General features: G+C 37.5%; 25 protein-coding genes and 12 tRNA genes. 17 read left to right on the forward strand and 20 right to left on the reverse strand.

The features are described 5' to 3' along the window. Positions 1-45 precede the first annotated feature (45 nt). The 8 genes from G7061_RS02105 to G7061_RS02140 all read left to right on the forward strand — a co-directional run bounded on the left by G7061_RS02105 (position 46) and on the right by G7061_RS02140 (position 4,367). On the forward strand, positions 46-495 hold the full coding sequence (locus G7061_RS02105; RefSeq protein WP_159645543.1) for a hypothetical protein: 450 nt from the start codon (positions 46-48) through the stop codon (positions 493-495). Further along, positions 485-1,189, forward strand: a complete 705-nt coding sequence (locus G7061_RS02110) for a hypothetical protein (RefSeq protein WP_166118306.1) — start codon at positions 485-487, stop codon at positions 1,187-1,189. The genes G7061_RS02105 and G7061_RS02110 overlap by 11 nt, the downstream gene beginning before the upstream one ends. After that, complete coding sequence (locus tag G7061_RS02115) at positions 1,186-1,332, forward strand: hypothetical protein (protein ID WP_166083462.1); 147 nt, start codon at positions 1,186-1,188, stop codon at positions 1,330-1,332. The genes G7061_RS02110 and G7061_RS02115 overlap by 4 nt, the downstream gene beginning before the upstream one ends. Then, positions 1,329-1,664, forward strand: a complete 336-nt coding sequence (locus tag G7061_RS02120) for a hypothetical protein (protein WP_159639649.1) — start codon at positions 1,329-1,331, stop codon at positions 1,662-1,664. Before G7061_RS02115 ends, G7061_RS02120 begins: the two co-directional genes overlap by 4 nt. Positions 1,665-1,749: 85 nt before the next feature. After that, positions 1,750-2,502, forward strand: a complete 753-nt coding sequence (locus G7061_RS02125; protein WP_166083518.1) for a type III pantothenate kinase — start codon at positions 1,750-1,752, stop codon at positions 2,500-2,502. Further along, the gene (locus tag G7061_RS02130; protein ID WP_166118309.1) at positions 2,499-3,074 is read left to right on the forward strand and encodes an ECF transporter S component; all 576 of its coding nucleotides are present in this window, start codon (positions 2,499-2,501) and stop codon (positions 3,072-3,074) included. Before G7061_RS02125 ends, G7061_RS02130 begins: the two co-directional genes overlap by 4 nt. Positions 3,075-3,151: 77 nt before the next feature. Further along, the gene (locus G7061_RS02135; RefSeq protein ID WP_240914424.1) at positions 3,152-3,856 is read left to right on the forward strand and encodes a metallophosphoesterase; all 705 of its coding nucleotides are present in this window, start codon (positions 3,152-3,154) and stop codon (positions 3,854-3,856) included. A gap of 157 nt (positions 3,857-4,013) precedes the next feature. Then, a complete protein-coding gene (locus G7061_RS02140; RefSeq protein WP_159639645.1) occupies positions 4,014-4,367 on the forward strand; it encodes an InlB B-repeat-containing protein in 354 nt (117 codons plus the stop codon). 24 nt (positions 4,368-4,391) lie between these two features. Here the strand turns inward: G7061_RS02140 and G7061_RS02145 are convergent, their stop codons facing one another. Further along, positions 4,392-5,099, reverse strand: coding sequence for an LrgB family protein (locus tag G7061_RS02145; protein ID WP_159636080.1), 708 nt, complete (start codon positions 5,097-5,099; stop codon positions 4,392-4,394). Then, entirely contained in the window at positions 5,100-5,444 is a 345-nt protein-coding gene (locus G7061_RS02150) for a CidA/LrgA family protein (protein WP_159639643.1), read from the reverse strand. Positions 5,445-5,562: 118 nt separating this feature from the next. Here G7061_RS02150 and G7061_RS02155 point away from each other — a divergent pair, with 118 nt between their 5' ends. The 3 genes from G7061_RS02155 (at position 5,563) to G7061_RS02165 (ending at position 8,648) form a co-directional block, all read left to right on the forward strand. Beyond that, the gene (locus G7061_RS02155) at positions 5,563-6,237 is read left to right on the forward strand and encodes a response regulator transcription factor (RefSeq protein WP_159636074.1); all 675 of its coding nucleotides are present in this window, start codon (positions 5,563-5,565) and stop codon (positions 6,235-6,237) included. Between the two features lie 334 nt (positions 6,238-6,571). After that, a complete protein-coding gene (locus G7061_RS02160) occupies positions 6,572-7,375 on the forward strand; it encodes an alpha/beta fold hydrolase (RefSeq protein ID WP_166118311.1) in 804 nt (267 codons plus the stop codon). An 82-nt stretch (positions 7,376-7,457) separates the two neighbouring features. Next, on the forward strand, positions 7,458-8,648 hold the full coding sequence (locus G7061_RS02165; protein ID WP_166118314.1) for an acyltransferase: 1,191 nt from the start codon (positions 7,458-7,460) through the stop codon (positions 8,646-8,648). Positions 8,649-8,658: 10 nt separating this feature from the next. Here the strand turns inward: G7061_RS02165 and G7061_RS02170 are convergent, their stop codons facing one another. Beyond that, positions 8,659-9,846, reverse strand: coding sequence for an MFS transporter (locus tag G7061_RS02170; RefSeq protein WP_166118317.1), 1,188 nt, complete (start codon positions 9,844-9,846; stop codon positions 8,659-8,661). 363 nt (positions 9,847-10,209) lie between these two features. Here G7061_RS02170 and typA point away from each other — a divergent pair, with 363 nt between their 5' ends. Continuing rightward, positions 10,210-11,994 (forward strand): translational GTPase TypA, encoded by a 1,785-nt coding sequence (gene typA / locus G7061_RS02175; protein ID WP_166118320.1) that lies wholly within the window; start codon positions 10,210-10,212, stop codon positions 11,992-11,994. Between the two features lie 332 nt (positions 11,995-12,326). Continuing rightward, positions 12,327-13,127, forward strand: coding sequence for a Cof-type HAD-IIB family hydrolase (locus tag G7061_RS02180; RefSeq protein WP_166118323.1), 801 nt, complete (start codon positions 12,327-12,329; stop codon positions 13,125-13,127). A 153-nt stretch (positions 13,128-13,280) separates the two neighbouring features. On the opposite strand, the gene G7061_RS02185 is transcribed toward G7061_RS02180, so the two are convergent. From G7061_RS02185 to G7061_RS02245, 13 genes are all read right to left on the reverse strand, one after another. Continuing rightward, positions 13,281-13,354: transfer RNA gene (locus G7061_RS02185), tRNA-Gly, on the reverse strand. A gap of 17 nt (positions 13,355-13,371) precedes the next feature. Beyond that, positions 13,372-13,447, reverse strand: a tRNA-Lys gene (locus G7061_RS02190). Positions 13,448-13,451: 4 nt separating this feature from the next. Next, positions 13,452-13,527: transfer RNA gene (locus G7061_RS02195), tRNA-Thr, on the reverse strand. Position 13,528: 1 nt separating this feature from the next. Next, positions 13,529-13,604, reverse strand: a tRNA-Val gene (locus G7061_RS02200). A gap of 215 nt (positions 13,605-13,819) precedes the next feature. Continuing rightward, positions 13,820-13,893 (reverse strand) — tRNA-Gly (locus tag G7061_RS02205). A gap of 1 nt (position 13,894) precedes the next feature. Further along, positions 13,895-13,970, reverse strand: a tRNA-Val gene (locus G7061_RS02210). A 129-nt stretch (positions 13,971-14,099) separates the two neighbouring features. Further along, a tRNA-Gly gene (locus G7061_RS02215) sits at positions 14,100-14,173 on the reverse strand. Positions 14,174-14,196: 23 nt separating this feature from the next. Next, positions 14,197-14,272 (reverse strand) — tRNA-Lys (locus tag G7061_RS02220). Between the two features lie 5 nt (positions 14,273-14,277). Beyond that, positions 14,278-14,361, reverse strand: a tRNA-Tyr gene (locus G7061_RS02225). An 18-nt stretch (positions 14,362-14,379) separates the two neighbouring features. Next, positions 14,380-14,455, reverse strand: a tRNA-Thr gene (locus G7061_RS02230). A 1-nt stretch (position 14,456) separates the two neighbouring features. Next, positions 14,457-14,532: transfer RNA gene (locus tag G7061_RS02235), tRNA-Val, on the reverse strand. A 178-nt stretch (positions 14,533-14,710) separates the two neighbouring features. Beyond that, entirely contained in the window at positions 14,711-15,685 is a 975-nt protein-coding gene (pta, locus tag G7061_RS02240; protein WP_159636056.1) for a phosphate acetyltransferase, read from the reverse strand. A 104-nt stretch (positions 15,686-15,789) separates the two neighbouring features. Further along, complete coding sequence (locus tag G7061_RS02245; protein ID WP_159645510.1) at positions 15,790-16,617, reverse strand: helix-turn-helix domain-containing protein; 828 nt, start codon at positions 16,615-16,617, stop codon at positions 15,790-15,792. A gap of 102 nt (positions 16,618-16,719) precedes the next feature. Here G7061_RS02245 and G7061_RS02250 point away from each other — a divergent pair, with 102 nt between their 5' ends. The 3 genes from G7061_RS02250 to G7061_RS02260 all read left to right on the forward strand — a co-directional run bounded on the left by G7061_RS02250 (position 16,720) and on the right by G7061_RS02260 (position 18,369). After that, positions 16,720-17,820: an ABC transporter ATP-binding protein gene (locus G7061_RS02250; protein ID WP_159639636.1), complete on the forward strand. Its 1,101-nt coding sequence runs from the start codon at positions 16,720-16,722 to the stop codon at positions 17,818-17,820. A gap of 187 nt (positions 17,821-18,007) precedes the next feature. After that, positions 18,008-18,082, forward strand: a tRNA-Gln gene (locus G7061_RS02255). A gap of 65 nt (positions 18,083-18,147) precedes the next feature. Beyond that, on the forward strand, positions 18,148-18,369 hold the full coding sequence (locus G7061_RS02260; RefSeq protein WP_166118326.1) for a helix-turn-helix domain-containing protein: 222 nt from the start codon (positions 18,148-18,150) through the stop codon (positions 18,367-18,369). A 166-nt stretch (positions 18,370-18,535) separates the two neighbouring features. Here the strand turns inward: G7061_RS02260 and G7061_RS02265 are convergent, their stop codons facing one another. Further along, complete coding sequence (locus tag G7061_RS02265) at positions 18,536-18,853, reverse strand: hypothetical protein (protein ID WP_166118329.1); 318 nt, start codon at positions 18,851-18,853, stop codon at positions 18,536-18,538. A 471-nt stretch (positions 18,854-19,324) separates the two neighbouring features. Then, positions 19,325-20,026 carry a hypothetical protein gene (locus G7061_RS02270; protein ID WP_166118332.1) on the reverse strand — a complete coding sequence of 234 codons (702 nt, stop codon included), beginning with the start codon at positions 20,024-20,026 and terminating at the stop codon, positions 19,325-19,327. 1,070 nt (positions 20,027-21,096) lie between these two features. On the opposite strand from G7061_RS02270, the gene G7061_RS02275 reads away from it, so the two are divergent. After that, positions 21,097-21,816 (forward strand): DsbA family protein, encoded by a 720-nt coding sequence (locus G7061_RS02275; RefSeq protein ID WP_159639634.1) that lies wholly within the window; start codon positions 21,097-21,099, stop codon positions 21,814-21,816. A gap of 90 nt (positions 21,817-21,906) precedes the next feature. Here the strand turns inward: G7061_RS02275 and G7061_RS02280 are convergent, their stop codons facing one another. Both G7061_RS02280 and G7061_RS02285 read right to left on the reverse strand, forming a co-directional pair. Next, positions 21,907-22,428 (reverse strand): GrpB family protein, encoded by a 522-nt coding sequence (locus G7061_RS02280; RefSeq protein ID WP_166118335.1) that lies wholly within the window; start codon positions 22,426-22,428, stop codon positions 21,907-21,909. A 176-nt stretch (positions 22,429-22,604) separates the two neighbouring features. Next, entirely contained in the window at positions 22,605-23,630 is a 1,026-nt protein-coding gene (locus G7061_RS02285; RefSeq protein ID WP_166118338.1) for an alpha/beta hydrolase, read from the reverse strand. Positions 23,631-23,729: the final 99 nt, after the last annotated feature.

A 23,729-nucleotide genomic window follows, 5' to 3' on the forward strand; every position in this document is an offset into this window, starting at 1 on the left:
AGTTTGATAGTAAGATATCGTTTTACACACAATATTTTAGTTAGCATGAGAAATATTGAATGTAATGCTAAGGAACTTCCCCTCTTAGAATTTGAAAGGGGAGATTTTGACTTCAAAAAACTCGCTTTGATTCATACTCATTATTCATGGAAAACGCTGATTTCTGTTTTAGCTGTGGACATTATCCATGGGGACCAGGGTGTCGACGATAAACTTTATGATTTAGAAGCTGAAGTTGACTATTGGTACGATGCTGTAAATGGGTATAGTGAACGTTTGATTCAAACAGTTAAAATGTTAGTGCTACTTTCATCAATAAGTATTTTAGTGACATATTTTGTATGCGAAATGTTGCTGCAAGCAACTCAACGACTAATGCTTCCTAACTACGAAATACTGCTGTTCATATTCTTAGTTCTAATTAATAGTTTTGTATGCGTCGTTTTTAGAATTCTACGTCATGACCTGACTCTAAGGAGGGAACATGTTTGTTAATGTTCTTTTATTAATGTTCTGGATTGTTTTTGGGTCCAAACTTATACGGAGTCTTTTGTGGCATTCCATTAAAGCAAGAAATGATTTAATTGGCGTATCCTATGAAAGGACTGTGTATCTCGTTGTGTGCATGTGCCTTGTGTGCGCCTGTTTCTCCAATAGAGTTCTAATCGTAATTCCGCTGTTTATTACATTTTATGAAAAAAAATTGAACTCAGTATATCGCAAAACACGCGCTACACTTCAATTCTCGTTCACAATTTGGATTCAATCAATTTTGGCATTCATTCAGACAAATACACTCCTTCATGCATTGAAATTAAGTTTAGAAACGGTACCTAGGAATTTAGAACATGATGTGGAAATACTAATTAAAAAAATTGAAGCAAATCCAGAAGATCGTGAGGCGTTTGTTGGTTTCATGGTGCGAGCATCAACGCCAGAAATACGTCAAACAATGAAGTATTTGTACCGATATTGCGTGGAATCAACTGTTGATGCGACCCGCCAGTTGCAGCGTATTATTGAAATCAATAATGGAAGGTTGAGACAGCAACGCTTACTTGCATATTCGGAGAATGTCGAAATGTATACCCCTTTGGGTTTAGTTCCGTTGATATCGGTTGGGTGTTTGTTTTTGGTTTTGATGACGCAAGTAATCGTTGGCTTAATGGAAAGGGGGTGGGGCATTTGAAGTCTTTTTTTGAAGAATTTGGTATGGTCCTTGTTGTAACAATTATTGCGACAGGGATGATTGTCTTTTCGAACGAGTTCAAGGATATTTTAAGAACTACACTCGTCGGGAAGTGGAATGGAATGGCAGAAGTACGTAAATGAAGATATCAATTGAATTTTATGTATTGATGGTTTTCTTTGGACTTGGAGTATTGGTTACCTTGGATTTTTGTAACTTGATTATTGGTATTCAACAAGTTCACACACTCCGTGATGTAATTGTTCATGAGATTGAAGTCCATGATCGATACGATTCGGTGGTGAAAGAAAGAATACAGTCGAAAAACAGCTGTCAAAATTGTACATATTTTGTGAAAAATGAAGACAGAAAATTCAAAGTGTTGATTCAATATGTACATAACTTTAGTTATATTCCGCAAACAGTTGAAATATCTGCCTATGGGTACGCATATAACAGTCAAGAGGCGCAATGAGCGCCTCTCCATAAATGTCGTATTAGTGGCAAAAAAGTGAAATATCGTGTATTGTAATATTGCAACAAACGCTAGGAGTGAATGTATGATTATTACGATAGACATCGGTAATTCCAATACGGTCATTGTCGGTTATAAAGATAACAAGCGAGTTTTAGAAGCGCGTATTGACACTTACAAAAAAGATGTAATTAAAAACTATACCATTAAATTTAAAGAAATTATTAAAGAAATTCCGGAGGATATTATCGTATCCTGCGTTGTACCAATGATTAAAGATCAGTTTATTGAAACAATTGAATTACTATATCAAAAGAAACCAATTATGATTGACGCAACTTCCATTGATGGCCTAACGATTAAATTGGATAATCCAAATGATATTGGGGCGGATTTCATAGCAACATCATGGGGTGCAATTCAAAAGTATCAAACACCAGTGATTATTGCGGATGTTGGAAGTGCGACAAAATTAACGGTTGTTGATGAAACAGGGTCGTTTTTAGGAGGTGCCATTATACCTGGGATTGGGACATCCATGCGAGCTTTTGCGGATTATATTCCCCACCTACCAGAAGTTGCATTAGAATTTCCAAAAACAGTGATTGGCTCTGGGACTATTGATGCAATTCAATCGGGAGCCTTGTATGGACTTGTATCGCAAATCGAAGGATTGGCGATGCGAATGGAAAAAGAACTGGGAACTTCTTGTACAAAAATTATAACAGGTGGCTATGCTTCAATTATTCATGGAGCAACAGAAGCGTTTATATATGATGAATTTTTACTAAATGATGGACTCTACGAGATCTATCAGAAAGGAGCATTTAAACGATGAAAGTTAGAGACATAACAATGAACGCAATGTTCATTGCAATCACACTTATCTTGGCATTAGTGCCAGGTCTAGGAATGATCAATATTGGTTTTGTTTCGATAACGATCATGCATATTCCAGTAATTATTGCCGGGCTTGTACTCGGAGCAAAAGCGGCGTTAATTAACGCAACTGCATTTGGTGTTGCTGCGATGTTTATTGCTGCAACACGACCAGTAGGCGTCTTCGATGTTTTGTTCGTGAATCCTTTAGTGTCAGTACTACCGCGAATTATCTTTGGACTTAGTATCGTAGTGGTGGCTGGTTTGATGAAGCGGATCACAAAAAACTTTGTCGTGGTAGCTTCTGTTACCTCAGTCGTAGCTACTCTTGTTCATACGGTCGCAGTATTGCTTGCGATGTTTATTGCGGCAACAGGTTCTACAAGCCCAGAAATTTTAGCTGCAGCACCGACAAGCGCACTTGTATTGATTGGATCTGTTCTCTTGTCAAATGGTATATTCGAAATCATTGCCAGCGTGGTTATTGCAGTACCGACTTCAGTTGCCCTGAATAAGGTCAAAAACCATTGATTAAATATCTGCTAATTGCGTTACTGGGAATATTCATTTATTCGTTTATCGAATACCGTTGGCTAAAGAATGTATATTTGAAACCCATAGATTTTGATACAAAACATAAGATTCCAGATGGATTAAAGGGAAAACGAATTATTTTTATTTCCGATTTACAGTTTGATCACAAGAGACGACCATTTTTGCATGGAGCTGCCCGAAATCTTGTTCGAAGAGTAAATGCTCTCAAACCGGATTTGGTGCTATTAGGTGGAGATTATATCCATCAAGAAGGAAAACAGAATACCCCTATCTTTGAATACATAAATAGTATCAATGCACCCAAGGTTGCAGTTCTCGGAAATCATGATTATCGAGAATATGAAAAATCGGTTACGATGCTACAAGATATTGGTGTAACAGTACTCATTAATGAAATTTATAATTATCACGGTCTCGATATTATTGGGGTTGATGATGCCATAAAGGGTGTCCCAGTGTTTCCAATTCACGAAGACAATTTATCAATTTTACTAACGCATAATCCGGATTACTTTGAAAAATTACCGAAGTCCACTTACGTCGATATGGCATTAGCTGGTCATCTCCATGCGGGACAGGTAACACTATTTGGCTTATATGCGCCAATTACAAATTCTGAATTTGACCAAACACTCGTTCATGGAATGATTCGTCGACCACAGGGTTCAATGTACGTATCGTCGGGCGTGGGAGGAACTGTGGGAATGTTGCCTATCCGATTCTTTGCTCGTCCAGAAATTGTAATTTTAGATTTCTAAAAGGATACAACGTATCCTTTTTATTTGTTAATTATTATTCATAGTTTAATAAAAAGTTTATATTCGTGACATAAATGCTATGCTTAATGACATTCTTCCCATCAAAGAACTACTTCGTGAGATAGTAAAATCACCAAGAACAGATGGAGGATAAACTATGAATGATTACAAAGTTAAATTTGATGCTGGTGATGCTGTAACGCAAATATCGAGCGTCCTTGTTACAGACGGAAGTTATCTTCAAGAACCACAACGTCCGACACGTAACGACGCTATCTTCAAGGGATGGTTCCACGATGAAGCACTGAAATATCCTTGGAACTTTGAAAGTGATATTGTTATTGAAGATGTAACTTTGCACGCAAAGTGGGATTTAAAAGACTTATTCGCTGCGAACAAACAATCCTCGATTCAGAAAGCAACTCAGGATGATGAAAAATATATATATGCTGGTGGCATTCTTGCTGATTTAGCTGAAAGTATCAATTTTATCCATAAAAACAAACAATAAAAAAGGTCGACAGAAGTCGACCTTTTAGATACCAAGTAGTCCAAAAATTATAATTTTGGTAATCGGAGAAATAATAACTGTAAAAATTCCCGTCAAAATTAAAGCGAGGGTAGACATAATTCCCTGCTCTTTTCCCATTTCAATAGCCTTTGACGTTCCAACTGCATGTGCTGCAGTTCCGAGCGCTAAGCCTTGAGCAATTGGGCTATCAATGCGGAATATTTTATTAAGCAATGGTGCAAGTGCAGCTCCAAAGATTCCGGTGATAATAACAATGCAGACAGTAAGTGTTGAAATGCCCCCCAGTGAAACTGCAACATCAGCAGCAATCGCCGTTGTTACAGATTTGGGGATTACTGTTGCAATCATCTGAGGCGATAACTTTAAGATCGATGCTAGGACGCCGATTGTAATGGCGTGAGCCAATACTCCTGCGCTGATTGAAACGAGGATGACGCGTTTATACTTTGCGAGCATTCCAAGGTTCATATAAAGTGGAATTGCGAGGGCGACTGTCGCAGGGCCAATGAGTGCAGAGATAAATTGGCCACCAATATTGTATGATTCATACGAAATATTAAAAATCATGAGGAAAGCAATAATAAAAATGCTGGACATGAGTAGGGGGTTGAACAAGTCTGACTTTAGAATTTTTTGTACTTTTGTCATCAGTACATATACTCCCATCGATAAAACTAATCCAAACAGTGGGCTTGTAAATATTTTATCCATCTATTGATCTCCTTGAACCCGGGTTGCTGCATAGGCGCTCACAACATAGGTCACGAGGGTTGAGATAATTAAGATAATCACGAACTCTACCCATGTTGCTTGTAAGACATCAAAATAAATCATGATGCCTACAGTAACAGGAACAAAGAAGAAAGCAAGATTATCTTTGAGCCAAGTGCCGACCATTTCGACAGATGAGACTTTAATGAGTTTAAATTGCAGTGCAGCAAATAACAAACATAATCCGATAATACTACCTGGAATCGGAAGTTTGAAAAACGCTGTAATGCTATCGCCAATAAACGTGAAACCAGCGATAATTAGAAATTGAGATACAATTTTCACAGACTTTTCCTCCAACAAACGTAGATATTTTACCATATAAACGTCAAAAACCCCAATATAGGAGCTTAATAATCACTTAATTAAATTTACGTGATATACTAGTGCAAAGGGGGAAAGCATGAAAACAATACTTATTGTCGAAGACAATCGTATGTTAGGCGTAGAATTATCACAAACTTTACGAGACCACTATCATACGATTAACGCATTCAGCGGCTATGAAGCAATCAATATTCTTGAAGCGCATACTGCAGATTTGATTTTACTCGATATGAGTCTTCCTGATTTGCCAAGTGCAAAGATTTTGGAAATGGTTCGAGACGAGAGTCCTGTTCCTATAATTGTTTTGACTGACGGGTTAGATCCGAGTCGGGTAATGGGGATGCTTTTAGCGGGGGCTAATGATTATTATGTTTATCCAATCGAAAGTCCAGTTCTCATCAAAAGAATTGAAGAACAGCTTTCATTGGATCATGAGTTGAGTGGAAATCGAGGAATACGTTTCAAAAATATCCGATTCTTCCCAAACGAATATCGTTTCGAGTTGGGTGGAGAAGTCGTAGACTTTTCGAAGAAAGAAACAGAAATTATGAAACTGCTCTTGTCGAATCCAAATAGTACTGTGTCAAAGGAACAACTGTATGCCAGTGTGTGGGGCGACAGTGAAAACTTGGATGAGAATACCGTGAATGTACACATCAGCAGTATTCGTAAAAAATTGCGTCGCATCGATCCAAGTGTTGAATACATTCAAACTGTATGGGGCGTTGGTGTTCGACTTGCTGAGAGATAGGGAAACCCTATCTTTTTTCATGTAAAACCTATCAATTTTATACAATTTGAACAAAAATATGGTTAATGGGACTAAAAATGGGGTAATATTATAACATTAACATCATAAATATGGTAAATTAAAAGTACACAAGACATAATCCTTGTGTTAATAAGTCTTCTAAATACGGTGGGGTATTTAGAAAGACGGGGATGTAAGTGATATTTAATCACTTGCAGACATGCAGAGCAGAGAAAAGCAAGGGTGGGGATCCTTGCTTTTCTTATGGCGCTACAGTGGAGCATGAAGGATTATTATGATAAGATACAGAAGTTAGAAATGAGGTCTTTTTTGTATGGATGGCACACTAAAAACATATGATAATTATGATGTCTACTACCAATATCATGAAGTAGAAAATGCGAAAGCAACAATTGTATTTAGCCATGGATTTGTGGAATACAGTGCTCACTATTCACGGTTAGCACCAATGTTCAACGCTCATGGATACAATGTCTTTAAATATGACGTCCGTGGTCACGGCAGAACGACACCCCCTCTTGGCGAACTGAAGCATTTTCAAGACTTTGCGGATGACTTGAATGTATGTGTAACATGGGTTCAAGATCGTGACTCAAGTCTTCCGGTTTACACAATGGGATTTAGTCTGGGAGGCATGATTACTGCAGTCTATGGAATCATGTATCCTTATGCAATATCGGGGCAAATATTATTAGGTCCTGGACTATTGCCGCAACCACAATTTCGTGAGATTACAGAATCTTCAATTTCGATTCATGAGTTCTTAGAACTTATGGGAACATCAGGTGATGCAGGTATCAAACAATTGGTGGCGATGGATTCGCCGTATGTACTGAAACGAGCAAGTAGAACGTTTATTGTAGAATCATTAGTTGAAGCTCAAGAGTTTATTTGGGAACATACAAGTATGTACACTCATCCGGTGCTGATACTGCATGGTGAAAACGATCCAATCTTACCATGGCAAGGAAGTAAAAAATTCTTTGATGCCATTGGAAGTAGTGATAAAACGATCGAAGTACTCCCTGATAAAGAACATGATTTACTGAGAATTCGCGAGGCAACAGCGATTGTTGCACGAATAGCATCCTGGTTGGATCACGAGATAGAGGCGTAAGCCTCTTTTTAGTACATTTCTGTAAGGTTGATAAACGAGAAGTAATTTCATGTATAATAGAAATAAGAGAAAGTGAATTATAATGACTAAAAAAGCGACGGTTATCAGTGTAGTAGTATTTATTCTTGCAGTCTTGCTCAGAAATTATGAAGTGTTGACTGGCTATGAAAATAGTTTGACGTATCTCATTCCAATTGCCATTTCAATTGGACTCTTTTTTCATGCAATTGATCAATATGATATACACAATGATTGTGCAGAGAAGCCCAAGTTTGAGAACTTAGATTTTCTGCGGTATTTTGGTGCGGTGTTAATTGTTATCTTACACTTGAGACCATTCAAAGATATTTCATATCCGCTCGACTTATTGTTTAATAATATGATTTCGCGGTTGTTTGTACCGTTCTTTTTCATAACGTCAGGATATTTTGTAGCGAAAAAACAAAAGCAAAACCCATCATACTTCAAACGCTATATTAAAGGATTGATTCCATCGTATTTAATTTGGTGCCTGATTTATTTGCCGTTTGGTCTCCAATATATTAAAGAAATGGGTCTTTCGCCGATGTTGTACCCAGTGGGCCTTATTGTCGGGCTTCTCTATTCCGGTACATATTATCATCTTTGGTATTACCCCGCCTTGATTGTTGCGCTATTATTCACGAATGCGTGGTTAAAACGCTTCAAACTGAGTTCTTTACTGGTTGTGTCGTTTCTTCTATTTGCGTTGGGAGCTACCGAGACCTATTTTGGGCTGCTACCAAATGCAATCCAAACAATTTTAAACACATATTACTACAATATTTTCATTACAACACGTAACTTCTTATTCTTTGGAACCTTCTTTGTTGCTATGGGATATGCGATAGAAGCAAAGAACATCGTGTTTGCAAAAGCATCATTGACCAAACTTGTAGTTAGTTTTCTATTGTTCTTAGTTGAAGTGATGTTGCTTCAAAAAGTAGATCGTTTGGATAGTAACTTGATGTTCATGACGATTCCGACCGTTTTCTATATGTTTACAACTGCGTTACAGTTGCCATTTACAATTAGGATGCCGTTCAAGGAGTCGATACGTGAATACTATAAATATTACTACTTAATTCATCCGCTCATCATATATGGTGTGTTAGAGACAATTAAACCGCAGACAACGCTATTAGGAGCATTACTACTGACGCTCGTTACGCTTGTGTTGACGCACCTAACAAGTTGGTGTTTTATTCAAATTAATCGAAGATATAGAACATATAAAAAGAAAAACTCTGCATAGCAGAGTTTTTTTAGTCGTTACGTGCGGACATAGCAGTCATAGCGATCATTAAGAGTGCTAAAATGATAAAGTACAGCGGCATGACTAATAATGAGCCAGTGTGGATTACAGACATAATGTGTAACAACACACTTATTGCGAGATAATATCCGAGACTAAGAATGGACCCGGCGGTACCATAAACATCTTGAAAATCCTCCAGTGCTAAACTTATGGCGTTTGATAAGGAAATGGCAGTTCCGACACGAACAAAGAACATTCCTCCCATATACAATATCAGTGATAAAAGTGTGTTCGTTGCGGTATATCCAAAGAAGAACATTAAAATAGCTCCTAATATGAGTACATAGTTTCCAAACTGAAGCACTTGTTTTGGTGCATGGTTTCTAAGAAGTAATTGTGCAATTGATGCACCAAGAATCGTTGCAATCGCAAGACTAATACCGAGACTACCTGTTGTTGCAAGCGATATTCCAAACCATTTTGGGAATAATAAAGGTGCTTCAAGATAGTAAATAGACATAATCACGTTCATGGATGCAATGAAAAAACCATACATCCATACTCGTTTCGAACGTAACATTCGCATAAGGACATCAAAAAAATTGGCATTGCGTGTCGTTGCGACGACGTTTGTCTCGGGAAGACGTAAATACGTTAAAGCTACAATACTAAGTCCACAGACTAAGAATACTATTAAGAGTAATCGTAAACTGTATGACTCAATCAGATAACCTCCGAGCAAGGGCCCAATTCCTGGAACAATTGCGAGTGCAATGGATACTTGTGAAAACAGTTTGCTCCGAATTTGTGTGTCAAAACTCTCTCTTAATATAGTTTGTGTCGTGACTGAACCGGTTGCTAAACCGAATGCGACAACAAAGCGCCCTACTAGGAAAAAATTGAACGATGAACTCGTAAGCATTACGCCCGTTCCCAGGCAGTATATAACAAATCCCCATAGTAATGCGGGACGACGGCCAAACTTATCTGAGAAAAAGCCCCAAAATAAGACACCAATCGCAAACGCTACAAAATAAATGCTCAGGGTTGATTGAGCACTAGCGATAGAAATGTCAAAATTAAGTGCAATAGTTTGTAATGAAGGGGCAAACATTGCCTCTTGAAGTTGAGGAAAGCCCAATAAAATAATTATAAGTATAAAACTTGGTTTTCTAAATTCGATGTTTTTAATCAAAAAATAATCCTCCTAACGATTAGATACCTTGAATAAAAACATCAAAATCGGGTAGGGGAGCTATTTTTTTAATTATAGATGTAAAAATCATAATTAATCTCCTAACGTCGTATACTATATCACAGGTCAATCATAATTTGCTACTTTTCATTTTTTTTCTAAACTATGATATAATGTGCGAAAGCGAGGTTATATCATGTCAACTAACGAACAAATTCTAGTCATGACGCCTCCAATACCTATATTATCGAAATAAATAGAGTGTATTGAAGGTACTAAAAGATTATACAAAAAAACAGCTCTTTTTAGTGTGCCTTCCTGTACCATAATGAAAAGATAAATAGGAAGCGAAGAAAATAAATAATGAAAAAAATAATAAATATTGCCATCATCGCCCATGTCGATGCTGGTAAGAGTACACTTGTTGACGGAATCTTATCCGCGTCAGGTGTTTTCAATCATGCGCAAAAGTCAGTAGAGCGTGTGATGGATAGTAATGATCTCGAAAAAGAACGCGGGATTACAATTTACTCCAAAAATTGCTCGGTTATGTATAAAGATACGAAAATTAATATAGTTGATACACCAGGTCACGCAGATTTTGCAGGAGAAGTGGAGCGCATTATTAAAACAGTGGATACTGTGATTTTGTTAGTAGACTCGGTTGAAGGGCCAATGCCTCAAACACGATTCGTACTGCGTAAAGCATTGGAACAAAATCTTAAACCAATCGTACTGATTAATAAGATGGACAAGACTGAATGCCGTCCAGATGCGGTCCTTGAAGAAATATATGATTTGTTCCTGGAACTTGATGCAGATGAATCACAGTTATTCTTTCCGATACTTTATGGCATAACCCGAGATTTCAAGGTAAGTCGTCATCAAGATGTACGGGATGCCTCGATGGATGTACTCTTTGATACAATCCTGGAACATACAGAAATTTATCCGAATAAAGATAATCTACCACTACAGATGCAAGTATCAACACTAGGCTATGACGCATATTTAGGACGTCTTGGGATTGGGCGGATCCACCAAGGTGTTTTAGAACAAGGGCAAGCTCTCAGTGTCATTGATAACTCTGGAAAGCTTTCTCATGCACGAATCAAAAAAATGTTCGTTTATAATGGTATCACACATAAAGAAGTGACGAAGGCCAATAGCGGAGATATCGTTGTAATATCGGGAATATCGAACATCACTGTTGGAGATACACTCTGTTCTCTTGAGTCACCATTGCCTATGGAAGCAATTATGGTAGAACAACCCACGCTGTCCATGAACTTTTATGTGAATACCTCGCCGTTACAAGGAAAAGAAGGTAAGTTAATCACCAGTCGGAATATTAAAGAGCGACTCAATCGCGAATTGGAGGTTAATGTGGGTCTTAAAGTAGAGCCAGGGTCATCGTCAGATTACTTCACTGTTTCGGGCCGAGGAGAGTTACATCTCTCGATTTTGATTGAAACAATGCGCCGTGAAGGGTATGAACTTTCTATTGGAAAACCACACGTAATTCTTGAAGAACGTAGCGGTGTAACGTATGAACCAATTGATCGGGTGATTATCGAGACTCCAGAGAAGTATAGTGGAAAAATTATTGAACAAATGAGCTTGCGTCACGGAAACCTATATGATGTCGAACAACACAATGATACGGTTCGACAATACTGGTACATCCCTGCACGTCTCATTTTAGGATTTAGAACAGATCTTATTAATATGACGCGTGGTAATGCGATCATGATGCGTCAGCATTATAAGTATGATGTGCAAGCTGGTACGATGAAGGTTCCCAAACGAGGTTCACTAATTTCCAATGCTGCAGGTAATTCGATGGCTTTCCCTATGTTTCATATTCAAGACCGAGGAAGTTTTTTTATCGGAGCCCAAACCGAAGTCTATCCGGGAATGATAGTGGGGGTTACGAACAAAGAAAACGATATGTGGGTCAACGTAATCCGTAATAAACGATTGAATAGTTACCGTGGTAATGGACGCGGTGGTAAAGAAGAGGCGTTGAAACTTGAAGAGCCCATCGCACTTACTTTAGAGTATGCTCTAGATTATATTAATGATGATGAACTTGTTGAAGTGACGCCTTTGAATATTCGGTTACGTAAGAAGCATTTAAAACAATAGAAAGCTGCCTTCTTCTGAAGGTGGCTTTCTGCTGTAATAACAAGAAAGGAATTTTCTATAATCCCTATTTGTAAGAGATGTTTTTAGATAATGAGTAACTTTGGGTGAGCTTTTGAATCTGGAGTTCGTGTGAAAAAAACCATAGAGTTTCTTCTAACTGTTCAACAATACTTGAGGTCTGTATAATAAATGTAATCAGTAGATTGGAAACTCATGAGAACTGGACGGGCGATTGTTGCGCCACATCTTTGAGAACGTTAAAGAAAAAGAAGGGGTCTCGAAGATTTGGGTTACAGAACACTGAGTTTGGCCATAAGAAGGGTGACTAAAATATGATAAAATTGATTGCTGTTGATATGGATGGAACTTTTTTAAGTGATGTGAAAGAATACAATCGACAACGCTTTGATTTATTATTTGATATGATGAAAACACAAAATGTCGAATTCGTAGTAGCGAGTGGGAATCAATACTACCAACTTCGTTCATTCTTTCACCGCCATAAAGAAATGTCCTTTGTGTCGGATAATGGTGCTAACGTGATTCACCATTACCAAGACGTTGATCATGAAGTGATACCGTGGGATACCGTACATAAAGTATTCGATATCGTTGGGGGATACGAAGGTGTAAATATTTTGGTATGTGGTAAACAGTCTGCATATCTAACGAAAGAACAAACACAAGCGTTCTATGACCTTGCTATTAACTATAATCATCGAATTCAGTGGGTTGACTCACTGGAAAATGTTGCGGATGATATTCTCAAATTTGCACTTATTGTGGAGCCTCAAGATTTAGAGGTAATGCTTGAAGATTTTCATCGTGTCTTGGGAGATGGTATCACGCCAGTCACGAGCGGAAACACTGCAATAGATTTGATCCAACCTGGAGTTCACAAAGCTAAAGGGATAGAAAAAATCCAAAAAATATTGAATGTTAAAGATTCAGAAATTCTTGCATTTGGAGATAACGATAATGATATCGAAATGCTTAAAAAAGCAGGAATAGGGGTTGCGGTTGGTAATGCAAGACCAGGAGTAAAAGATATCTCAGATGTGGTATTAGAAAAAGACAATAACTCAGAAGCGATACTCGATTTTATTGAAGCTATTTTAGTGGCTCAACAATAGATTCAAAGGCAGACACCGAATGCATTCGTCATTCAGTGGCTGTCTTTTTTAATTAAGATTTTAGTAGTGATACTAACAATTGAATATCCTATAACAATAAAAAAACGTCTCAAGAGTATGCAATCTCTTTAAGACGTTTATCGAAATTTATATTGGAGCGGGTGAGGAGAATCGAACTCCCGTAGCCAGCTTGGAAGGCTGGAGTTTTACCATTAAACTACACCCGCATTTTTATAATATGAAATGGTGTCCCGTGTAGGATTCGAACCTACGACCCACTGATTAAAAGTCAGTTGCTCTACCGACTGAGCTAACGGGACAACATGGTGCCGACTAGAGGACTTGAACCCCCAACCTACTGATTACAAATCAGTTGCTCTACCAATTGAGCTAAGTCGGCATGGTGGAGGATAACGGGCTCGAACCGCTGACCCTCTGCTTGTAAGGCAGATGCTCTCCCAACTGAGCTAATCCTCCGTAACGCTTACCTATAATACACCGAATCAGTACACATGTAAAGCCTAAAAGATAAAAAAAGTATAAAAGCGGGACAATACAATCAAGTGTTGTTTTTACAGTGAGTGAAAAGTATTAATGCGTCAGTATTACATATAGAAATTGATGGCAAAGTCATGTAAAACATCGATGATAATCAAAATAAAAACCACGTTTACGTGGTTTTGTTTTCATATTGGAGCGGGTGAGGAGAATCGAACTCCCGTAGCCAGCTTGGAAGGCTGGAGTTTTACCATTAAACTACACCCGCATGGTGGAGGATAACGGGCTCGAACCGCTGACCCTCTGCTTGTAAGGCAGATGCTCTCCCAACTGAGCTAATCCTCCGTTTGCGTATAGTAATTATACTTCTAATTGAATTCAGAGTAAATAACTATTTCGAAATTCTGTTATTTTTTTACATTTGAGATCGATTTAAGCAAAAAAAAACATCTTATCGATGTGTTGATTTTATATTGGAGCGGGTGAGGAGAATCGAACTCCCGTAGCCAGCTTGGAAGGCTGGAGTTTTACCATTAAACTACACCCGCATATTTGTTGTTATAATAAGAAATGGTGTCCCGTGTAGGATTCGAACCTACGACCCACTGATTAAAAGTCAGTTGCTCTACCGACTGAGCTAACGGGACACGAATGGTGGGGAGAGACGGATTCGAACCGCCGAACCCTAAGGAGATGATTTACAGTCACCCGCGTTTAGCCACTTCGCTATCTCCCCATTCATCTTATTAAAAACTGGTGCCGACTAGAGGACTTGAACCCCCAACCTACTGATTACAAATCAGTTGCTCTACCAATTGAGCTAAGTCGGCATGGTGGAGGATAACGGGCTCGAACCGCTGACCCTCTGCTTGTAAGGCAGATGCTCTCCCAACTGAGCTAATCCTCCATGACGTCTTGTTTCCTTAACGCCTTAATAATATACCATGACCCCCTAAGGATAGTCAACAGTAAATATGAATTATTTTGATTTAATTTAAAAAATGCAAAATTACGGCTATTTAAGTGCGTTTAAGCAAATAAAAAACTATCTGAATACAGATAGTTTTATGTAATATTTGATTGAATTATGAAAGCAAGGTTTGTGCTGCAGTGATGATTGCTAATTTGTAAACATCTTCTTCAACACATCCGCGTGAAAGGTCAGAAACTGGTTTGTTTAAACCTTGTAAGATTGGTCCAATTGCTTCGAATCCACCAAGACGTTGTGCAATTTTGTATCCGATGTTTCCAGATTGAATTTCTGGGAAAACAAATACTTTTGCTTGTCCTGCTACATCTGATTCAGGTGCCTTTAGTTCAGCAACTGTTGGAACGAATGCTGCATCAAATTGTAACTCGCCATCAATCTTGAATTCTGGTCCAAGTTCTTTAGCGATACGTGTTGCTTCGATAACTTTTTCAACATCTGGACTTGATGCTGATCCTTTTGTTGAGAAACTCATCATTGCAACAACAGGGTCAATTCCGAATAATTCTGCTGTGCGTGCTGATTCAACAGCAATTTCAGCTAATTCTTGAGCTGAAGGGTTGATGTTAATTGCACAATCAGAGAATAGGTATGTTTCATTACGTTTTGACATAATGAATGCTCCACTTGTACGCGAGACACCTGGTTTTGTTTTGATAATTTGTAATGCAGGACGGACAGTGTCACCTGTTGAGTGAACTGCACCACTTACCATAGCATCTGCCAGTCCCATATATGTTAACATTGTACCAAAATAGTTAACATCTTTAATCCAGTTAAATGCATCTTCGCGTGCAAGTTTGCCATTACGACGCTCTACTAATGCATCTACCATTGCATCTTTTTCTGAATAAGTTTCAGGGTTGATGATCTCCAAACGCTCTACCATAAATCCTTTTTCTTCAGCAATTTTTGCAATTTCTGCTGGATCACCTAATACAATTGGGTGAAGTAATCCATCAGACGCTAAACGGACAGCAGCTCCGATGATACGTGCGTCTGTACCTTCAGGGAAGACAACTTTAATATCGCGTCCCTTAATTTTTGATTTAAGTCCTTCAAATAAATCCATATGAATCAATAATCCTCCTATAACCTTTTTATTATAGCACGATGAAAGTTCTATATTATAGTTATGCCAAAGATATGCAAAAAAAGAACACAATTAATGTTCTTTTAATGAATTATTAAGTAACAGAGCAATAAATCGTCCAGTTTTCGAAGCTGAAGTCCTGTTAGTTCATAGAATTTATCGATGCGGTAATTAAGTGTATTCCGATGTACGAAAAGTGCTTGTGCTGTAGATGTTATATTTCCTTGCTCATTCCACATTGTTCGAATGAGTGTTTCCATATCTTCAAAACTGTAGATTTGGTGTTTGATAATTTGAACATAGGTGGAATCGACAAGGCTTGATTTCAAGTAGTGACGAATGTATAAGGATTTAAAAGATTGAACTTTTTGACTCTGATAGTTCGAAGTGAAAATTGCACGTTCTTCGTTATATATATAAGGGAATGAATTATCTGCTGGTGCATTGATCCCAATAAATAAGGATGTTTTAGTACCAAAATCATCATCCAATGTAGCGATAGACCCTTCAATACGTTCTGAACTTACAATCGGTGAATTCACAATGCAGATACCATACCGTTCATCGACAAAAAATGCTTCTTCGATATTTGGAATAAATGATGTGAACGATTCAAGCCAAAGGTCATAGCTATCGTGAAGATTCTCAACCATGAAGTGTATCACTTGAAAGTATTTTGATTCAAATTGTGATGACAGGATTTGATGATACAAAAAATCATACCATGGTGAGGAACGTTCTTGTCGAATTGTTAGTGATTGTAATAATTGAATCTCGCTACTGCTCAGCAAATCTTTCGGTAGGACAAAATACTCGTAACCATTATATAAGGATAGTACTGAGGTAAGATTACTTTTATGCTTTTGAATTGTTCCAATTGGATATAAAGTTTTTAACTGTTTGAAGTCCATAATCGTCTCCTTGCACATTGCACAAAATCATTGGTCATAAATACTATATCATAAATGTAACCGCTATATTATAATTGAATTACAATTTAGGAGGACTTTCCAATGGCAAGTATTTCATTAAAAGGGATTCATAAAAAATATGATAAAAACCCTAATTATTCAGTAACAGATTTTAATTTAGAGGTTGAAGATAAAGAGTTTATCGTCTTTGTTGGACCTTCAGGATGTGGTAAATCAACAACTCTTCGTATGATTGCTGGTCTTGAAGATATTACAGAAGGGGAACTCTATATTGGAGATCGTCTTGTAAATGATGTTGAACCAAAAGATCGTGATATTGCGATGGTTTTCCAAAACTACGCACTTTATCCACATATGACAGTTTATGACAACATGGCTTTCGGTCTTAAAATTCGTAAGACTCCAAAAGACGAAATTGATAAAGCTGTTAAAAATGCAGCTGAAATTTTAGGACTTGATACATACTTGGACCGTAAACCATCAGCATTATCTGGTGGAGAGCGTCAACGTGTTGCGTTGGGTCGTGCAATTGTTCGTGATGCACAAGTATTCTTGATGGATGAGCCATTGAGTAACTTGGATGCAAAATTACGTGTAGCGATGCGTGCTGAAATCACAAAACTACACCACCGTCTTCAAACAACAACAGTTTATGTTACCCATGACCAAACGGAAGCGATGACAATGGCTGACCGTATCGTAATCATGAAGTCTGGATTTGTACAACAAGTCGGTACACCTAAAGAAGTTTATAACACACCTGCTAACATGTTTGTTGCTGGTTTTATCGGATCTCCTGCAATGAACTTCTTCCACTGTGTTGTTGAAAATGACCATATTGAATGCCATGGCTTAAACCTCCGCATTCCTGAAGGAAAACTAAAACTTCTTAAAGAAAAAGGATATGAAGGAAAACCTGTCGTGTTTGGAATTCGTCCAGAAGATATTCATGATGAGTTATTAGTTCTTGAATCAAACCCTGATTCAGTTGTTAAAGCAAAAGTTGTTGTATCTGAATTATTGGGTGCTGAGACAATGCTTCACGCATCTGTTGGTGGTCATGAGTTTATCGCAAAAGTTGGTGTAAACCAAACTTATAAAGCTGATCAAGAAGTTGAATTATCATTCAACATCAACAAAGCACACTTCTTCGATCCAGAGACAGAACTCGTCATTAAATAATAGTAAAAGTGGTGACTTATTCACCACTTTTCTTCCTAATAAACATACTTTATGTAGTAGAAAATCGTGTGTTAAGTGGGTCTAATCTAAATTATTACAATTTTTGTATTTTAGGCTTGCATTGTACATGTCGTATGATATAATGAGTAAGCAATCAAGGGAATAGCCTTGAAAGCACTCAATGTATTGGGCCATAGCCAAGCGGTAAGGCATCAGACTTTGACTCTGACATTCCCTGGTTCGATCCCAGGTGGCCCAGCCAATTGTGGACATTATGCGAGTTCGTTTAACGAACTCGCTTTTTTGCGTATTTAGGAGGTGTAGAACGTGAGTAAAGGTTTAACCAGGATATTTCAAGAATTGATGTATGACGAAGTACGTAAAGTCGGAAGTGCAAATCAATTATCAACAATGATTGATATTAGTCGGCAATCTATTGTAAGACTAACAAAAGGCGAGGGTGGCATTTCGCTGAAGACTGCTGATCAAGTTGCATCACAGTTAGGATACACTATTGAAGAAGTTTTCGAAAAATATAAATGTGAGTAAAAAAAAAGAGCCCTAAGGCTCCTAAACTCCCAAGTTCAATTTTACATCTTACAAAAGACGGCAATCCTGAGTAAGACTCACAACCAGCATCTTACTGTATTAAACAGAAGACACAAATTGTAGTTTCAAACACGCGCTTTTTAGGCGCTTTATTGGCTTCTTCCAATTATAATGTTTGCGAGTATTTTACAGTGAACTTGTAATCACCGTTCTTTCCAACAACATAAGAGTATTTATAGTCACCACTCGTTATGCTTTCTTGATTGTGTTGAATATCATCAACCACAATTTTTTCATCGGTATTCGTTGCGAATTCAAGACCAACCCCATCTTTTGACTGTGTTCGTGTCGTTTCAACAATTACACTATGGTCTTCGTTTGAATATACCTCTGAATTATCAGCGCTTAGTGGTTGTGCAAATACTGCAAAACTACTATGTATCATTAATAATGATAAACTCAATTTACTTAGTTTCTTTTTCATATTTTCCTCCTCATTGATAAAAGAAAAGATGCCTTTCGGCACCCAAGTTTATTGATTTACTACATTAAGGACTTCTACCCTTTCAACACACATACATGACTTTACCCCTTCCCAATAAAAAAGAGCGATTTCTCGCTCTTATCGTTTTGTATAAAACATTTTTCCGCCAGAATCGCAGATGTTTGAATCCCACTCCCAAGAGTTTTCAATCAACACATCAAACACAACCGCGTCACACCCTTCGAAGACGCCATAATCATGGTAGAAATACAATCCATCGCCGACATGCTCTCCAGGTTGATATGTTGGTCTTGTTGGTTCTACAGGTTTAGGTTTTTCAGGTTGAGTAGTATTACCACCACTGTTTGATGAATTTCCATTGTTTGTTGATCCACCACCATTGTTTGAACTGCCACTGTTTGATGAACTGTTTCCATCATTTCCAGTCTCTGGAAGTGCTTATTCATCCTCTTAAGCTTTAAATGTTACTTTCACTTCTTTAATAGTTTGGTTGTCATTTTGGTCGACTGCAGATAACTTCATTATTGTGGAACCATCTACAACATTTCCTGAACCTTCAAGTACGGTAACAGGTAATTCACCATCAACAGGATCAAATGCTTTGTATTGTGTTACATCAAATGGTTCATCATGATTCAGAATTATTTCTGCTTCTCCCTCAATCGTTGGTGCTACGGTATCAACCACAATAACATCAAAGGATGTTGACGCGATTTCCTTAGCCCCATCAAATGCCTTCACTTCATATTTAGTTGGTTTGCCACCACCATTTTCATTCATAAGAGCAAGATGGAACTCATATAAATCAAAAATGTCTGCAGTTGCCATTGTTAATCTTTGTTCGTCCGTCATTTTATAAGATACTGTATCTGATTTAATTGAATCTACTGAGATTGTAAATTTGTTTGTATCAACGAGTTCTCCATTTGCTTTAAGAACATATTTCGATGTAATATCTTCATTCTTAATTGATGATCCATATTCAACAACAATATTTACGTTATCTTTACCCACGTACTCCAATTGATAGTCCACTGATTTATTTTGTAAGAGTGCTGCAATTGTAATCCCACCAAGTATCAATGTAACGACAACGACTCCAGTAATTATTTTCCCATTCTTTGTACTAATCCATTTTTTTAACGCTTCCATATAACCCTCCCGATATATTTAAGTTAATTTTAGTTTATCATATTTATTCATGAAATAAAAAAGTGAGCAAGTTTGCTCACACAGTCACTAGAAGTATCTAATGTAACTCTATGAGTATATTATACCATTAGTATTCATAATCGAGTATCCCTGCAAAGGATACTCATTATGTTATTTTAGAATTTATATCTTAAACCCACTTATAAGTGGTGTTTATAGACCTTCTTCCCAATTAATTAATTCAAATTATATTTCAATTTTTCTTGACATACTTTTATGTCGATACTTTTGTTAGTATCGATGTATTCTTGAATCGCATTTAAGAACTTTTCATCGTTAATCCTCAAGTGTAGGTTGAATGTTCGTATCAATGAAGCACGCATGCTTTTATTCAATTCCTTTTCATGATTTGACGTTCGGATTGATTACCCCTAATGACGTGACTAGTTTCAATGGAAAGTTACATGTTTTCAGACGTGGAGATTAAGCAATGTTTAGTGTAAGAGAAAAGTTAACTGAAGATAAAAAATCGTTCATGATTGATTATGCGCTTGTGATTCTAAAAATAGCGAGAGATTATATAAAAAGCACTAAAATAGTTGACCAATAATGGACTTTGATGTATAAATACATAAGTTAAACAGAACTTTTGAGTTCACAAATGTTCGGCAATCATGTATGCTCGATCCAATATAAATTTAATTCGAGTTCAGTTACTAAACTCGTTTTTTTTACATTAGTAGGTTCTAAATGTCCAGGGAAGCTTGATCCATGATTGTAACCTCCTAATTATTTCGGTTGTGTTATAACTATAATGCAAGTTGGAATGTAGAATTAGAAAACTAGTAAGAAAACTCTATGTAGTAATAGGATGTCTGGATTTATGTTGCAGGTCGGACATGATTCGAAAATGTCGAAAAAGATTTAAGGGGTGTCGTTTGTTAATGTGTCCTTAGCGCATCGGAGTCAATCTACATGAAAAAGTATAATGCATGCTTCTAGTCACCGTTGCGTTCGATTGATATAATAGAAATATAGTTGAAAAGTAAACTAATGATGGAGGGGAAATTATGGCAACATTAAATGTAGAATTTTTTCATGACGTGATTTGTAGTTTTTGCTATCCAATGTCATATAGAATGAGGGAGATTTCTAAAGCCGTGCCTGAGTTAAACATTATTCATCGGTCATTTGCGCTTGCACAAAGCTCGGATGATCTCGTAATGATGTTTGGCTCGCATGAGGGTGCAAAAAAAGAAATCATGAATCATTGGGAACATGCAAATGAAAATGATACTTTACATCGCTTTAACATTGAAGGAATGAAACAAGAGTCGTTTCTATTTCCGACATCACTTGTTCCATTGACTGCGGCAAAAGCAGCGTATTTAGTAGGTGGCGATGATTTATATTGGGATGCATTTGATGCACTACAAAAAGGACTCTTTACGGATACTCGTGATGTAAGTAACGTTGAAGTCGTTAAAGACATTATCAAGACGGTAAATCTTGATTTCGATCTGTGGTTAAAATATTTTGAGTCTGGTGAAGCATTGAATGCCGTTGAAGCTGACTTTGAGCGTGTAAAGACATATGGAATCCGAAGCGTACCAAGTCTTGTTGTTGAGGGAAAATATCTCATTAATGGCGCGCTCGATGAAAACTATCTCATTGAGGTTCTTAAGAAAAAACTTGCTGAAAAGGAGCAAGAGCATCACTTAGAACTTGTTGAAGAAGGACCAGGTGGAAATGCTTGCAACTTTGAAAATGGGAAATGGAACTGTGATTAAGGCAGTAATCGATGTCATTATTACGATAATTTATAAGTTAAACTACCACTAAAAAAGCTCCTAATAATGGAGCTTTTTATTATTCTCTAACTAGCGTTTGTTTTTGTAGTACCAAAGAAGAGCCTTCCGCTCAAGTTCTTTTACTAATGCGTCTTTTGCATCCCCATAACCGTCAATATCGAAGGGGTATTCAAGTGCAATTCTTTCTTTAAGATCACGATATGCGAGTCGGTCTGTGGGATGAGCGCGCAGGTAGTCTCTAAAGATTAAGTGCCGTTCTATGTCATAAATACTATGGACTTCAAATGCGTGGATTTGGTGCGTTCGGTCATCACCGCCTTTACGGTAGTAGCGTCTACCTTCCATTCCAAATTCGCCCATGACCTCGTAGCCAAGAACGTCAAAGTGATGATCACTTTGGTCAAGTACTTCTAAACTTGAAACGATGAGTAGAATGTCGATAACTGGTTTAGCACTGAGACCTGGGACTGCAGTACTTCCTATATGATGGAGTTGTACTAAATTATCTCCTAATCCATCACTAATTTTACGTGCTTCTATCTCGAAGCGTGTTGGCCATTGTTCATTATATGGTTCAACAATAATATTCATAAAGATCTCCTTATCGGTAGTGTCTCTGAATTAATGAATAGACTCCTTTCTTTTTATTAATTCGATTACATCATTATATCGCTATTATAGTTGTTGGCGCAATCAATTGGATTATGACATAAAAAAAGATGACATTAAATCTCGTTGGATTATTATGCCATCATAGTATTAGTGCTTCAGTTTTTAATAGGCTGTGTAACGTTTTGCTGCATGAATGTCATCATTGTTTCAAACATCTCTTGAGAGGGTTTTCTACTTAGATCAAAGAAGTAATCATGATTGAGATTTTCGTGACTTCCTGTCCAATATACGCTTGTGACAGGGACATTATTTTCGCGGAGTTTAAGTTCGAACTCGAAAGACTGTGCTTCTAACGGGTCGGCATCCCCGGCAGTAATGAATGTTGGTGGATATTGATTGGTAACGTGATAAACGGTTGATAACTCACGAATGCGTTCATAACTTGTGTATTGTTTTTTTCCAGTATAGCTCCATGCAAACATTCCAAATCCTGGGAACCCGGCTTTGCCTACTGAATCAAAGTTATAGACACCGTTTAAAAGAAGCAATCCTTTAATCTGAGATGGTTCAATGTAAGATGTTACTGGAAATAGTTCTTGAAGATTTGTTTGCGTAGTAATGGAGGCAATTTGACTTGATAGTTGTGCGCCGGCAGAATTACCACCAATAAAAATGTTTTCTGTATCAATGTTATAGGTATTGGCATTGAGGTTCAAATAGCTAAGTGCTTCAAGTGCTTGGTGAACTGGAGTCGGATAAGTATGCTCGGGTGCTAAAGAATAGTCTAAAGATGCAACTACGTATCCTCGTGATGCGATAAGTTTTCCTAATGACTCAAGCTGTGTTGAGTCACCAAGTATCCAACCACCACCGTGAATAAAGAAAACAAGTGGCTTGGTTTGGTTGTTAGGGATATCATATATTGTGATTGTTGCGTCCGGATATCCGGTCACAGGAATGGATATTGGTTCTTGGGCTACAACTTGAGCAATGTCATTCTCATAAGGGCCGAGAGTAATTGCATTTTTATTCTGACTGTTAAATGCCCGAAACATCATATCGAATGGCCATGGAGTAAGTTGATTAACAATGAAGAGTGCAAGAATTACAGAAAGTACGGTTGCACCAATGATGTATCTTAATTTTGGCTTTTTCTTTTGTTTGTTATCCATAAATTCCATGGTAGTTCCTCTTTTCATCGATGCAATCATGTGGATGCAGAAATGGTGTTGCATCCATGAAATTGCAGGTTGTCATATATTCTTTATCATAATCCTATT

It is taken from the genome of Erysipelothrix sp. HDW6B (genome assembly GCF_011301115.1).
Classification (GTDB): domain Bacteria; phylum Bacillota_I; class Bacilli_A; order Erysipelotrichales; family Erysipelotrichaceae; genus Erysipelothrix; species Erysipelothrix anatis.

Coding starts and splice junctions, on each gene's coding strand:
- G7061_RS02145 (WP_159636080.1), bottom strand. CDS start 5,099: ATGGATAAAATATTTACAAGCCCACTGTTTGGATTAGTTTTATCGATG.
- G7061_RS02270 (WP_166118332.1), bottom strand. CDS start 20,026: ATGGAAGCGTTAAAAAAATGGATTAGTACAAAGAATGGGAAAATAATT.
- G7061_RS02285 (WP_166118338.1), bottom strand. CDS start 23,630: ATGGAATTTATGGATAACAAACAAAAGAAAAAGCCAAAATTAAGATAC.
- pta (WP_159636056.1), bottom strand. CDS start 15,685: ATGGATTTATTTGAAGGACTTAAATCAAAAATTAAGGGACGCGATATT.
- G7061_RS02140 (WP_159639645.1), top strand. CDS start 4,014: ATGAATGATTACAAAGTTAAATTTGATGCTGGTGATGCTGTAACGCAA.
- G7061_RS02245 (WP_159645510.1), bottom strand. CDS start 16,617: ATGGACTTCAAACAGTTAAAAACTTTATATCCAATTGGAACAATTCAA.
- G7061_RS02130 (WP_166118309.1), top strand. CDS start 2,499: ATGAAAGTTAGAGACATAACAATGAACGCAATGTTCATTGCAATCACA.
- G7061_RS02120 (WP_159639649.1), top strand. CDS start 1,329: ATGAAGATATCAATTGAATTTTATGTATTGATGGTTTTCTTTGGACTT.
- G7061_RS02110 (WP_166118306.1), top strand. CDS start 485: ATGTTTGTTAATGTTCTTTTATTAATGTTCTGGATTGTTTTTGGGTCC.
- G7061_RS02265 (WP_166118329.1), bottom strand. CDS start 18,853: ATGAAAAAGAAACTAAGTAAATTGAGTTTATCATTATTAATGATACAT.
- G7061_RS02275 (WP_159639634.1), top strand. CDS start 21,097: ATGGCAACATTAAATGTAGAATTTTTTCATGACGTGATTTGTAGTTTT.
- G7061_RS02165 (WP_166118314.1), top strand. CDS start 7,458: ATGACTAAAAAAGCGACGGTTATCAGTGTAGTAGTATTTATTCTTGCA.
- G7061_RS02180 (WP_166118323.1), top strand. CDS start 12,327: ATGATAAAATTGATTGCTGTTGATATGGATGGAACTTTTTTAAGTGAT.
- typA (WP_166118320.1), top strand. CDS start 10,210: ATGAAAAAAATAATAAATATTGCCATCATCGCCCATGTCGATGCTGGT.
- G7061_RS02280 (WP_166118335.1), bottom strand. CDS start 22,428: ATGAATATTATTGTTGAACCATATAATGAACAATGGCCAACACGCTTC.
- G7061_RS02155 (WP_159636074.1), top strand. CDS start 5,563: ATGAAAACAATACTTATTGTCGAAGACAATCGTATGTTAGGCGTAGAA.
- G7061_RS02160 (WP_166118311.1), top strand. CDS start 6,572: ATGGATGGCACACTAAAAACATATGATAATTATGATGTCTACTACCAA.
- G7061_RS02125 (WP_166083518.1), top strand. CDS start 1,750: ATGATTATTACGATAGACATCGGTAATTCCAATACGGTCATTGTCGGT.
- G7061_RS02105 (WP_159645543.1), top strand. CDS start 46: ATGAGAAATATTGAATGTAATGCTAAGGAACTTCCCCTCTTAGAATTT.
- G7061_RS02250 (WP_159639636.1), top strand. CDS start 16,720: ATGGCAAGTATTTCATTAAAAGGGATTCATAAAAAATATGATAAAAAC.